This is a genomic window from Neptunitalea lumnitzerae, from assembly GCF_027924185.1.
GTDB lineage: Bacteria > Bacteroidota > Bacteroidia > Flavobacteriales > Flavobacteriaceae > Neptunitalea > Neptunitalea lumnitzerae.
The window spans coordinates 320,361-333,623 of record NZ_BRVO01000003.1; the positions used below are offsets into that span (position 1 = coordinate 320,361).

A 13,263-nucleotide genomic window follows, 5' to 3' on the forward strand; every position below is an offset into this window, starting at 1 on the left:
ACACTTATTTTTTTGAAGCCTTCTCTTTTTCCTCTATTTCCTTGTAATACTTTTGCAACTCATAAAAAGCAAGCTTTTTGTTTCCATTCTCATCAATTAACCCTTTTCTATTAAACCCTTCTTGATAAACAGGATTGTTACGTTTAGGAGACCTAAAGTCTATCAAAATCCAAGGAGCTAAACCTTTATAATTCTCTGGAAAACGAGTTTTAAACATTTGTATTTGCTCTTCATAATACCATTTTTGGTACTCTTCACTAAAACGCATTTCCTTTTCATCATGAAATCCTCCTTTAGCTCCGGCACCAGTTTCACTAATAAAAAATGGTTTATTGTATTTAGTTTCCCAATTAGCTGTTCTACATGCATCAGGTAAGCCGCCATACCAACCTAGGTACTCGTTTAACGAAACAATATCGGTATACGCTCCTAACGGGTCATCTACAAAATTGGTACCTGCATTGTAATGCACTTCTAAAGCCGCAGAAATTAATCTACTATCATCTAATTTTTTAGCTCTTTTAGCCAATGTACTCATAAAGGTATTACGGGCATCGCTACGTGGCGTTTCGTTACCCACAGACCAAATAATTACAGAAGCTCTATTTCTATCTCTAGCAACCATTTCTTCTAATTGATTGGTTGCTTTTTCTAGCACCTCATCATTTTCAAAATCAATAGTCCAATACACAGGTATTTCTGTCCATACCAAAATTCCTAAAGAGTCTGCTGTTCTAGGCATGTACTCGTTATGAGGGTAATGCGCTAACCTTACCATATTAGCATGTAAATCTTTCACATACCCAAATATTTGCTCAGCATCTTTTTTACTAGTTGCACGTCTGGCATCTTGTGGTATTTCTTCATGAATACAAATACCTCTCAAGAAAACTTCATCACCATTTAAAAGAATCTTATCTCCTTCTACCTCTATTTTTCTAAACCCAATTTTATCTGTTATCGCTTTTTCGTCATTAACAGCCAAAGAAACGTTGTAAAGTTTAGGTGTTTCAGTATCCCACAACTGCATTTTTTTCACTTCAAAAGCTATCTTCACAGAATCTCCTGTAACTTCAAATTCTTTATCTACTTTTAATTCAGGAATCTCAACATGCACTTTTCCAGAAGCCATTACTTCATTCAGCTTAACCCAACCCGATACCTGAAAACGTTTTTTCTTTTTGGCTTTCACTATATCTTGTTGCTGATCTAGTTGAATATGGTATTGTTTTATAAAATACTCGGGCATCACAAGCAATTTTACATCTCGTGTAATCCCTCCATAATTGCACCAATCCGTGTTTACTGTAGGTACCTCATCTTTGTGACGTCTATTATCTACACGAACCACCAAGTAATTATCTGTATCTTGTAATAAATCAGCCGGAATTTTAAAATTAAACGGAGTAAATCCTCCTTTATGCATTCCTAACTTTTTACCATTTAAATACACATGAGCTTCATAGTTTACAGCACCAAAATACAAGTACACTTGTTCATTAGCAGCTATAGCAGGCTTATCAAAGGTACGTTGATACCAAACAGCCCCTTCGTAATACGTAAAAATAGGATCTTGAGAATTCCAGTCACCAGGAACTTCTAATGTATATGTATCATTATATCCGTGCTCTGTCCAGTCAGTTTTCTTTTTAAGCACGGGTTTATTCCAATACGCTCCAAGATCATCCTCACTACGTTCGTTAAATCTATAATCATAAAAACCGGTATCATACGGGTCTATAATATAACTCCACGTTCCGTTTAAGGAAACCGAGTTTCTTCCCTCGGTATTAATGATTAAATTTTCTTGTGCCTGTAGTGTTAATCTGCCCAACACACAAGCTATTAGCAAAAAGTAATATTTCATTTATTTAGTAGTATTTAGTTTTTTGTAGCGCAACAAGGCTTCCACCAAGTAATAATCGCCATAAGTTAATGGTGTATCTATCTCTGTATAATTAGGCATATTCCCCACTCCATGTTTTAAGATAAACCCTCCATTTTCACCCAAAGTAGCAAAATATTCAGGAGACAATAGTGTTTCTAACATAGTTGTAGCACTTGCTAAATATTCATCTTTTTGAGCTCCTTCTGTATAGGTACTTAGTTCTAATAATGCCGAAGCCATAACGGCAGCTGCAGAAGAATCTCTTAAAGCATTTGGTATGTTTGGAGCATTAAAATCCCAATACGGAACTTTATCTGCTGGCATGTTTGGATGCTGTAAAATAAAATCTGCTATATGGGTAGCCATTTTTAAATAGGCTTCGTCTTTAGTAGCTCTATACATTACCGTATAGCCGTACAAACCCCAAGCTTGACCTCTAGCCCAAGCAGATGCATCTGCCGCTCCTTGGTTGGTCAAATGTGCTTTAGCCTTTCCTGTATGTTCATCATAAATCACCTCATGGTATGAGCTATAATCCGGTCTAAAATGATTGTTCATAGTGGTATTCGCATGATTCATCGCTATGTTGTAATAAGTACTATCCTTACTATGCTCAGTAGCCCAAAACAATAATTCTAGATTCATCATATTATCTATAATGACTACTAGATCATCTTCCCCGGCTTTGTTCCAAGGAGCACTATCCCAAGAGCGGATAGCCTTCACCGTATCGTTATATCTACTAGCTAATGACTTTGCACTGTTCATTAAAACAGTTTCGTAGCTTTCATTTGGTTGAATGCGTTCTGCATTCCCGTAGCTACAAAACATCATAAAACCTAAATCGTGCGTAGTGGTATTAAATTGCTCTCTTTGTAAATCCGTTAAAAATGCTTTTGTTTCTGCACCTAATTTTTCCGATTGGTTTTCTTCCATTAAGTACAGCATGGTACCGGGATAGAACCCGCTACACCACCAACCAGAATCACTTATTTCAAGCGTATCTTTATCCTTATGATACGTTTTTGGATATTGACCTGGTTTTACCTGCTCCGCTAAAAACTCATACTGTTTGGTTGCTTGCAACAAGGCAGTATCTATTTTTTGTAACAACATATCTGTATCGGTTGCTTTGGCAGTCTTATCCGTTGTTTTTTTATCACACGACATAAAAACTGCAACCATACATATACCTAGAAAGAGTTTTTTCATTCGATGGTTATTTTTATTTCATTTATAATTTTACTTCAATCACTTCAACAGGTTGCGGAGCTATTTCTGTTAATCCTTCTCCATCTACCTGAATTACTTTTTGAGAAAACACATGTAATTCACGCTTCGTTTTCCATAATTCTTCATCATAATTAGGTTCCCATTGCCCAACACCGTTTTTACTAATTTCAACAATCTCCCAGTTGGTTGTATCCTGTGGTGTATGTGCAAGCTGAATTTTGTTTCCTTTTTCTTCATCTCTAAAAAGAAGGTATATATTGGTATCATCAACACCTATTTTTGGCCTGGCAATAGGTATACTTTTCGTACCACCTCCTCCCAGATAGAAAGGCTCTTTATGAAAATCAGTATCTAGCAGCTTCCAATCACTATTTCTTCTATATACAATTTTGTATTGTGGTACTCCATCAGTTTCCCAATAAGTAGCTATGTAAGGATTCCCTTGAGTATCTACCGTCATGGAAGTTTGATTAATAAGACTACTATTTTGAGGTATTTGCCATGCAATTTCAGCAGTCGATTTGGTTATAGGTAAATGATAGCTTTCTCCTTTAGAATTCTGCCAATGTTTACCGCCATCATAAGAAACCGCATAACACATATCATGGTTGGTGCTTACATCCCAGGTTTCTCTCCATACCCATGAAAGGTGAATCGCCCCATCTTCTCCAATAGCCATTTGCCAGTAAGCACTACGCTGTTCTTCTCCATTTAACAAATTATCTTGTAATTGTTTCCATACTTCATCAACTACATCGTATTCGTTAATTACCATATTACCTCTACCAGATTCCCCTGAACGGTAACAAAACAATAATTTACCATTTGGTAAATTATGAAACTCTGGGTAAGTAACACTCATTTCTTGTAGTCCTGTCATAGATAACTCTTCTGTTAGTTGCAGTCCTAAAGGGGTTACACTTTTAGCATACCTAAGTTTGGTGTTGTGGTGATCCCAACTAACATGCAAATATCCGCTAGCATCTACCGCTATACTAATGGTATTATGGGCATCTTTTACATTTCCACTATATTTAGTGGTGTATACTTCCCATTCTTTACTTTGTAATTTTCGCTTTGCTAATACAAGTTTCCCCTCAGGGTTATAATAGGCAGTAAACTGATACTTCTTATAGGTAGTTAAAGCACTATTTCTAAACACCACTGTATTAACTGAGTTATTACTCCACCCCAAACCTATGGGTACCGTAGTGGTTTTATTGCTTCCGCAGCTAGTAAAAAGCAGTAAGCTTAAGGCCAAGCCCCCTAATATTTTGAGACTTATTAGTTTGGTTAAGTTCATTATTCTTAAATTATATACAATCTTAAAATAAGAATCTACTATTTATTAAGATTCAAGCCTTGTAAAATTAGTGTAAATTTTACATTTTTAAAATTATTGATAAAATATCTTGTAAAAAAATAACATTTACACAATCAAGAAACATATATTTTGTTAATATTTCATTTTAACCTAATTACACCTTCTACAGCGCCAGCCCTTGTAAACACAAGGCACACAAGTTTTAAGCACCTAAAAACAAGCCGTTATTTACAATATTTATAAGCTTCAACATTATAAACCAATCAATTTAATTATTAAATTTCAGACACAACTGTAAAAGAAGCACCTATAATTTATACTAATACACAGCTTCTTTCTAAAATTGCAACAACATGAATTACAAAGAAAAGATGCTTCCGGCAGAAGCATTATCAGGCAAAAATATTATTGTTACCGGTGGTGGTAGCGGACTAGGAAAAGCTATGACAGCTTACTTTTTAGAACTTGGTGCCAATGTAATTATTACTTCCAGAAACCTTGATAAATTAACCGCTACAGCAGTAGCATTAACAGAAAACACCAATGCGCAGTGCATTCCCATAGCGTGCGATGTTAGAAATTATGAGGAAGTAGAAGCTATGGTAGCGAAAACTATAGAAGTCGTAGGCTCGGTAGACATTTTAGTAAACAATGCCGCAGGTAACTTTATCTCTCCTACTGAACGACTTTCAGCAAACGCTTTTGATACTATTATAGACATTGTTTTAAAAGGCAGCAAAAACTGTACTTTGGCAGCTGGTAAACAATGGATTAATAATAAAAAACCAGGTACCATACTCAATATAGTTACCACCTACGCTTGGACAGGTTCTGCCTATGTGGTACCCAGTGCCACCGCTAAAGCCGGAGTACTTGCCATGACGCGTAGTTTGGCAGTAGAATGGGCTAAGTATGGTATTCGTAGTAATGCTATTGCTCCTGGCCCCTTCCCTACCAAAGGTGCGTGGGACCGATTATTACCAGGTGATTTAAAAGATAAATTTGATTTAGCCAAAAAAGTACCCCTAAAACGTGTAGGAGAACACCAAGAGCTGGCCAACTTAGCTGCATATATGGTTTCCGATTTCTCAGCATATATTAATGGAGAAGTAATTACCATTGATGGTGGAGAATGGCTACAAGGTGCAGGTCAGTTTAATTTATTAGAAGCCATCCCAGAAGAAATGTGGGATCAGTTAGAGCAAATGATACGTGCTAAAAAAAGCAATTCTTAAGGATATCTCAGTAATTGGTAAAATAAATATATTCTTGTTAATAATTTTCATTTTTAAAAACACCAAATAATTGTATTTTTACCTTTTAAAACCTCTTAACCAAAATGGGTAAAATAATTGCAATTGCCAATCAAAAAGGAGGAGTAGGTAAAACTACCACCTCAGTAAATTTAGCAGCCTCTTTAGGAGTACTAGAAAAAAAGGTATTACTAATTGACGCTGACCCACAGGCTAATGCTACTTCAGGACTTGGAGTAGATGTTGAATCTATTGAACTAGGTACTTATCAACTTTTAGAGCATACGCACAATATTGAAGAACTTATTGTTCAAACAGATTCTCCAAACCTAGACCTGATTCCGGCGCATATTGATTTAGTAGCTATTGAGATTGAATTGGTAGACAAAGATCAAAGAGAATATATGCTAAAACAAAGTTTGGATGCTATTGCAGACAAGTACGACTATATTCTTATTGATTGTGCTCCATCTTTAGGGCTATTAACATTAAATGCGTTAACAGCATCTAATTCGGTAATTATTCCTATTCAATGTGAATACTTTGCCCTTGAAGGTTTAGGAAAACTTTTAAACACTATTAAAAGTGTTCAAAAAATTCACAATCCTGATTTAGATATTGAAGGTTTATTACTAACCATGTACGATGCTCGTTTACGCTTATCTAACCAGGTTGTAGAAGAAGTTCAGAAGCATTTTAGTGAAATGGTTTTTGAAACCATTATTCAACGAAATGTACGTTTAAGCGAAGCTCCTAGTTTTGGTGAAACCATTATTAACTACGACGCTACCAGTAAAGGAGCTACAAATTATTTAAATTTGGCTCACGAAATAATTAAGAAAAATAAAGAAAAGGTATAAATGGCAAAAGCAGTAAAGAAGCAAGCTTTAGGTAGAGGATTATCGGCATTATTAAAAGATCCTGAAAACGATATCAAATCGGCTTCAGATAAAAATGCAGATAAGGTGTTAGGCAATATTATTGAGCTTGATATTGAGTCAATTGAAATAAACCCTTTTCAGCCGAGAACTAATTTCAACGAAGAAACCTTAACAGAATTATCTATCTCCATTAAAGAGTTAGGAGTAATTCAACCTATTACGGTTCGTAAAACTGATTTTAATAAGTTTCAATTAATCTCAGGGGAACGTCGTTTAAGAGCTTCTAAATTAGCCGGCTTAACTACCGTCCCTGCTTTTATACGTATTGCAAATGATCAGGAATCGTTGGCTATGGCACTGGTTGAAAACATTCAACGTCATGACCTTGACCCTATTGAAATTGCATTGTCTTACCAACGTCTTATTGACGAAATTAACTTAACACAAGAACAATTAAGTGACCGTGTTGGTAAAAAACGTTCTACCATTACCAATTACTTACGTTTACTAAAACTAGACCCTATCATACAAACTGGTATGAGAGATGGTTTTGTAAGCATGGGACACGGTAGAGCCCTTATAAACATTGAAAATAAAAAAGCACAGTTAAGCATTTACGAAAAAATTATTGCAGAATCACTTTCTGTAAGAGCTACTGAAGCTTTAGTAAAAGACTACCAACTGGGTAAAAGCGGACAAAAACCTGCTTCTAAACCAGTTGCTGCACCGGTACCTGAGTTTGTAGAAAACAGTATTCCGAAATTTACTGAATACTTTTCTGCAAAAGTTGACGTTAAAGTGGATAAGAATGGAAAAGGTAAATTAATTATTCCTTTTACCTCTAATGATGATTTTGAACGCATTAAAAAACTAATATCAGGTGAATTGTAAATTTTTTATTTCACTGCTTTTTATTTTTATCACGTTTACCACCTTTGCACAAAAGAAGAACGAAAAAGATCCAGACACATTACAAACTGGACCTTTCGTAGAAATTAAAAGTAAACGACCTTACGATCCGTTAGCTCCATCAAGAGCAGCTTTTTATTCAGCTGTTTTACCAGGGCTAGGACAAATATACAACCGTAGTTACTGGAAACTTCCTTTAGTATATGGGGGGTTAGGTGCCGCAGGATATTTTTATGTTACCAACAATAAAGAATATCACAACTACCGTGATGCTTTTAAAAGAAGACGTGCCGGATATACTGACGACCCTTACTACGACTTAAACGGCGATGGTGAAGGACCCGATGTTACTAACAACGGCCTAGAAAACGGACAAGATTACTACCAAGGAAACCGAGATCTTTCCTTATTAATATTTATTGGTGTATATGCACTTCAGATTATAGACGCCAACGTAGATGCACATTTAAAACAATTTAATATAAATAAAGACTTAACTTTGAACCCCTATATGGAGCAGTCTACCTTTTATGGCACTCCAGATGTGGGCTTATCGTTAACTTTACAATTCTAACCATGAATATAGCTTTACTGGGATACGGAAAAATGGGAAAAGCAATTGAAAAAATTGCTGTAGATAGAGAACATGAAATCACTTTAAAAGTTGATAGTAAAACCACCTCTTTTGAGCTTGATAATGTAGATGTTGCTATAGACTTTAGTATTCCAACCACTGCCTTAGACAATATTACCCAATGTATAAACAACAACGTACCCGTTATTAGTGGTACTACAGGTTGGTTACAAGACTATGATAAAGTTGTTGCCCTGTGTAAAGAAAAAGATGGTGCCTTTATTTATGGTTCTAATTTTAGTATTGGAGTAAATATCTTTTTTGAATTAAATGCACATTTAGCTAAGCTAATGAATGGGCTTTCTAGCTACAATGTAAGCATGGAAGAAATTCATCATACCCAAAAGTTAGATGCGCCTAGTGGTACAGCAATCTCTTTGGCTGAAGGAATTATAAAAAACTACGACAGCAAAAACAATTGGACCTTAGAAAATCCTGCTGATACTGATATTGAGATTACAGCAAAACGAATTGAAGATGTGCCAGGCACACATATCATTAATTATACTTCTGAAATAGACACCATTACCATTAGTCATGAAGCTCACAACAGACAAGGTTTTGCCCTTGGCGCTGTATTAGCTTCAGAATGGATAGTTGGCAAAACAGGAGTTTTTACCATGAAAGATGTTTTAAACATCAAATAATAAACACATTACCTTAAAAGAAAATAAAGATGACACTATATCAATGGTTTGTAACATTTTTAATTATTCAAGTAATCCATTTTTTAGGTACTTGGAAATTATATGTAAAGGCAGGTAGAAAATCTTGGGAAGCAGCTGTTCCTGTATACAATGCCATTATTTTAATGAAAATCATTAACAGACCATGGTGGTGGGTATTACTTTTATTCATTCCTATTATTAATATTATTATTCTACCGGTTATTTGGGTAGAAACTATTAGAAGCTTTGGTAAAAATACCCCAAAAGATACCGCATTAGTATTGGTAACCTTAGGCTTTTACATTTTTTATGTAAACTACGCGTTAGATGTCACCCATATTGAGGATAGAAGCACTAAACCACGTACCGTTGCAGGAGAATGGACCAGCTCTATAATTTTTGCAGTTATAGCGGCTACATTTGTACACACCTATTTTATGCAGCCTTTTGTGATACCTACTTCTTCGTTAGAAAAAACATTATTAGTAGGCGATTTTCTTTTTGTTAGTAAATTTCATTACGGAGCAAGACTCCCTATGACTTCAGTTGCTGCACCAATGGTACATGATACCATTCCTGGGCTAAAAGTACGTTCGTATTTAAAAGAACCTCAATACCCTTATTTTAGACTACCAGGTATTCAAGATGTTAAACGCAACGAGATAGTAGTATTCAACTGGCCAGTAGATACGGTTCGTTTTTTTAGAGATCCTTCGCAGATCCATGTAGACAAACCATTAGACAAGAAATCAAACTACGTTAAAAGATGTGTTGGTTTACCAGGTGATGAATTAGAAATTAAAGATGGCTACATCTATATAAATGGTACAAGAACCAAATTAGGAGAACGTGCTAAACCACAATACTCGTATACTGTATACACAAAAGAAGGTGTACGCCTTTCCCCTGACCTTATGTACCAACGTTACAACGTAACAGACCCAATGGGACAAATTGGGGCTAGAGCTTATGTTTTTAAATCGCTTACAGAAGAGGTAGCCAACACATTAAGCCAAAACAGCGGTATTGATAGTGTTGTAAGACAAATTGAACCTAAAGGCAAATACAATCCGTTTGTTTTTCCACACACGCCAACAATGCCTTGGAACGAAGATAACTTCGGCCCCATTACATTACCTAAAGAAGGTGAAACTATTACCTTAACTACAGATAATTTACCTCTTTACGAGTATCTTATTAAAGAATATGAAGGGCATGAACTAACTGTTAATGGTAACACTATTTCAATAGACAACAAAGAAACCAATACTTATACCTTTGGTCAAGATTATTACTGGATGATGGGTGACAACCGCCATAACTCTGAAGATAGTAGATTCTGGGGCTTTGTTCCTTTTGATCATATTTTAGGTAAACCTGTATTTGTATGGTTCAGTTACGACAGCGCTGGTGGAAAAGTACGTTGGGATAGATTGTTTACTACCGTAGATGGTGGCGGAGATAGCCAACCAGTATCTTATTTAAAATACTTTTTAGCTTTAGTAGTGGCTTGGTTTGCATTTGACTTTTTTAGAAAAAAGAAAAAAAAGAAAGCATAAATTAAATACATGAAAGTTCTTTTACATCCTTCATATTTTCCATCTATATCTCAGTTCGTGCTGCTAGCAAAAGCTACGGAAACCGTATTTGAGAAAGGTGACAACTACCAAAAACAAACTTACCGTAACCGCATGTATATTTATGGTGCCAACGGTAAGCAATTGTTAAGTATTCCTATAAAACATTTAGGAAATAATGGTAGACAATTATATAAGGATGTAAAAATTGAGAACGATTTTCAATGGCAAAAACAGCACTGGAAAAGCATTGAAAGTGCTTACAGAACCTCTCCTTTCTTTGAATTTTATGAAGATGAATTTGCGCATCTGTTTGAAAAAAAACAAGAGTTTTTGTTTGACTTCAATTTAAAAACTACCGAAATTATTATGGACTGTCTTCAGCTTGAAGCTGACTTTCAATTTACGGAAGAATATTTTGCAACACCTAAAGACCAACAAGACTTTAGACCCTTGGTAAACGCTAAAAGTAAAATAGGACAAGATATTACACCTTACACTCAAGTATTTGAAGAAAAACATGGTTTTATACCTAACTTAAGCACGTTAGATTTACTATTTAACGAAGGTACCAACGCACTCACTTACCTTGAAGAACAAAACATAGCACTATAATAATGCTTAGGAGCATTATACATTACGGAATCCATTTTGTAGTGCCTATTTTAATAGCATACCTTTTTTACAAAAAAGACTTTAAAAAGGCTACTGTTATTTTACTAGGCGCTATCATAATTGATTTAGACCACTTATTAGCAACCCCTGTATTTGACCCTAACAGATGTAGTATTGGCTTTCACCCGCTACACTCTTATATAGCCATAGCTTGCTACATTACTCTTTTTATCTATAAAAAAACACGCATTTTTGGCCTAGCGCTTTTACTGCATATGCTGGCAGATGCCACAGACTGTTTATTAATGTAGAAAAACCATTAGTCTGCCACAGGAGCATCTAACCCAAAAGTTACTTTTACCGGATAATGATCTGAATAGTACTGATCATAGTTTTTATGAGCTTTTACTTCTAAACTCTTATCTGAAAGTACAAAATCTATACGTAAAGGAAAATATTTAAAACCATACGTATTCCCAAAACTACTCCCTTTTACCTCAAAACTATCCTGCAGATCATACTCCGTTTTAAGCTCATTATAAATGTAAGAATAGGCAGTATTATTAAAGTCGCCCGCAATCACCACTTTACCTTTATACTCTTTAAGCTGCGCTATTAAAGCATCTATTTGTTGTTGCTGAATTTTAAATGAGTTAGAAAGCGTATACGCCATTTTACTCTTATCTGCCTCCATCAATCCTCCTTCAATATCATTGGTGACTCTATTCGTTTCTAAATGCACATTATAAAACCGCACTGTATCGGCATGAATTAAAATATCAGCATAAATAATATTATTCCTAGACTCCTTAAAATTAAACTCACCTGTATCAACTATCTTATAGTTAGAAAAAATAGCTTGTCCGTTTTGCCCACTTCTAAATACTGCTGTTTTGTGCAGAAACATTTTATCATACACATTAAACACAGGCTTATGAAATTCCTGAAACATAACTACATCTGGGTTTTCAGTTGCAACCAACTTAGCTATACTATCACTAATCCCCTCTTGCTTACTCCATTTGGTATAATTAAACCCCCTTACATTATAGGTCATCATTGTAAAATCATTTGCGGTTGCAGGTTCCTGTTTATGCCCAAATGCAAAAGTAGATTTCACATAACCAAACCCTAACAACAATACAAATACAGACAGCAACATTTGCCTCTTAAACCTAAGTAACCAGTACACAAAAAATAAAAAATTCGCCAAGATGAGCACAGGTAACACCAAACTCAAAACAGAAACCACACCAAAGCTTTTAGGCGGCAAATACGGCAATAAATAAGATATCAATGTAGCAGCAGCTACCAAGCTATTTATAAAGAAAATAAACTTATCAAAGAGGGAGAGTTTTTTCAAGAGTATGTACTATTAATTATTTTTACCAGCTCTGAACAAATAGTCCTTTTCTTCTTTGGTAAGACTATCATAACCACTTTTACTAATCTTGTCTAAGATAGCGTCTATTTTTTTCTGATGTATATTTTTATCGTTATTAAAAACCTTAGCATCCTTACTAGACTGATTTCCTTTATTACGATATACTTTTTTAAACTTAGCCTTTTTACCTCCGTTACCAGAAGTACCTTTAAAAAGATTCGCTATACCATCCATTAAATTAGAAAACCACGCCCCTATATCTGTACCCTGCTGTAATTGTTTCGCATAAATAAAACCAAACAACGCACCACCTAAGTGCGCTATATGTCCGCCTGGGTTAGAAACACTTACCGACAATAAATCCATTACTACCAAGAAAGCACCAATATACCAAAGCTTTAAAGTAAACATACCAAAAAGGCGAACCTCTAGATTAGGAGTATAGGTACATACAAAAATTAAAATAGCCATTACCGATGCCGAGGCACCTACTAACGGAATATTCTTTCCTGAAAAAACAGGAAATAAATTATAGCTTAACACATAGAGTAAACCACCTGCTAAAGCACCCAATAAATACACATTATAAAACTGCTTACCGTTAAATAAATTCAAGAAAATATTACCTGTAAAATACAACACCAGCATATTTCCTAGCAAATGCATTATAGACCCATGTAAAAATGAATAGGTTAGCAAAGACCAAGGTCTGGTAAGCACTACCATAGGATTTGAAAACAAGCCCAACCATCTTTCAAAAACATTATACGTTCCCGGCACTTCTAATTGAAACAAGAACACCGCCAACGACATAACAATAAAGACCGCTACATTTATAACAATCATTTTTCCCGAAGGAGCAAGCATACTATATTTATATCCTAAACTATTCTGCAT

The 13,263-nt window shown here is 35.2% G+C and carries 13 protein-coding genes; 8 read left to right on the top strand and 5 right to left on the bottom strand.

Annotated elements, in window-relative coordinates; translation table 11 throughout:
* Nucleotides 1–4: 4 nt before the first annotated feature.
* Genes Y10_RS13785 through Y10_RS13795 form a run of 3 tightly spaced genes read right to left on the bottom strand, consistent with a single transcriptional unit; the run spans nucleotide 5 to nucleotide 4,424 of the window.
* Nucleotides 5–1,867, bottom strand: coding sequence for a glycoside hydrolase family 2 protein (locus Y10_RS13785; protein ID WP_281765988.1), 1,863 nt, complete (start codon nucleotides 1,865–1,867; stop codon nucleotides 5–7).
* Nucleotides 1,868–3,100, bottom strand: coding sequence for a glycoside hydrolase family 88 protein (locus Y10_RS13790; protein WP_281765989.1), 1,233 nt, complete (start codon nucleotides 3,098–3,100; stop codon nucleotides 1,868–1,870).
* Between the two features lie 22 nt (nucleotides 3,101–3,122).
* Nucleotides 3,123–4,424, bottom strand: coding sequence for a BNR repeat-containing protein (locus Y10_RS13795; RefSeq protein ID WP_281765990.1), 1,302 nt, complete (start codon nucleotides 4,422–4,424; stop codon nucleotides 3,123–3,125).
* 374 nt (nucleotides 4,425–4,798) lie between these two features.
* Here Y10_RS13795 and Y10_RS13800 point away from each other — a divergent pair, with 374 nt between their 5' ends.
* The 8 genes from Y10_RS13800 (at nucleotide 4,799) to Y10_RS13835 (ending at nucleotide 11,293) form a co-directional block, all read left to right on the top strand.
* The gene (locus tag Y10_RS13800) at nucleotides 4,799–5,680 is read left to right on the top strand and encodes an SDR family oxidoreductase (RefSeq protein WP_281765991.1); all 882 of its coding nucleotides are present in this window, start codon (nucleotides 4,799–4,801) and stop codon (nucleotides 5,678–5,680) included.
* A 104-nt stretch (nucleotides 5,681–5,784) separates the two neighbouring features.
* Nucleotides 5,785–6,558 carry a ParA family protein gene (locus Y10_RS13805; RefSeq protein WP_281765992.1) on the top strand — a complete coding sequence of 258 codons (774 nt, stop codon included), beginning with the start codon at nucleotides 5,785–5,787 and terminating at the stop codon, nucleotides 6,556–6,558.
* Entirely contained in the window at nucleotides 6,559–7,470 is a 912-nt protein-coding gene (locus Y10_RS13810) for a ParB/RepB/Spo0J family partition protein (RefSeq protein WP_281765993.1), read from the top strand.
* Nucleotides 7,460–8,062, top strand: coding sequence for a DUF5683 domain-containing protein (locus Y10_RS13815; RefSeq protein WP_281765994.1), 603 nt, complete (start codon nucleotides 7,460–7,462; stop codon nucleotides 8,060–8,062). The genes Y10_RS13810 and Y10_RS13815 overlap by 11 nt, the downstream gene beginning before the upstream one ends.
* Before the next feature lie 2 nt (nucleotides 8,063–8,064).
* Nucleotides 8,065–8,769: a 4-hydroxy-tetrahydrodipicolinate reductase gene (dapB, locus tag Y10_RS13820; RefSeq protein WP_281765995.1), complete on the top strand. Its 705-nt coding sequence runs from the start codon at nucleotides 8,065–8,067 to the stop codon at nucleotides 8,767–8,769.
* A gap of 29 nt (nucleotides 8,770–8,798) precedes the next feature.
* Nucleotides 8,799–10,349 (top strand): signal peptidase I, encoded by a 1,551-nt coding sequence (gene lepB, locus Y10_RS13825; RefSeq protein ID WP_281765996.1) that lies wholly within the window; start codon nucleotides 8,799–8,801, stop codon nucleotides 10,347–10,349.
* Between the two features lie 9 nt (nucleotides 10,350–10,358).
* On the top strand, nucleotides 10,359–10,982 hold the full coding sequence (locus tag Y10_RS13830) for a WbqC family protein (protein WP_281765997.1): 624 nt from the start codon (nucleotides 10,359–10,361) through the stop codon (nucleotides 10,980–10,982).
* A gap of 2 nt (nucleotides 10,983–10,984) precedes the next feature.
* The gene (locus tag Y10_RS13835) at nucleotides 10,985–11,293 is read left to right on the top strand and encodes a DUF6122 family protein (RefSeq protein WP_281765998.1); all 309 of its coding nucleotides are present in this window, start codon (nucleotides 10,985–10,987) and stop codon (nucleotides 11,291–11,293) included.
* An 8-nt stretch (nucleotides 11,294–11,301) separates the two neighbouring features.
* Here Y10_RS13835 and Y10_RS13840 read toward each other — a convergent pair whose 3' ends face one another.
* Nucleotides 11,302–12,345: an endonuclease/exonuclease/phosphatase family protein gene (locus Y10_RS13840; protein WP_281765999.1), complete on the bottom strand. Its 1,044-nt coding sequence runs from the start codon at nucleotides 12,343–12,345 to the stop codon at nucleotides 11,302–11,304.
* A 12-nt stretch (nucleotides 12,346–12,357) separates the two neighbouring features.
* A complete protein-coding gene (locus Y10_RS13845) occupies nucleotides 12,358–13,263 on the bottom strand; it encodes a rhomboid family intramembrane serine protease (protein WP_281766000.1) in 906 nt (301 codons plus the stop codon).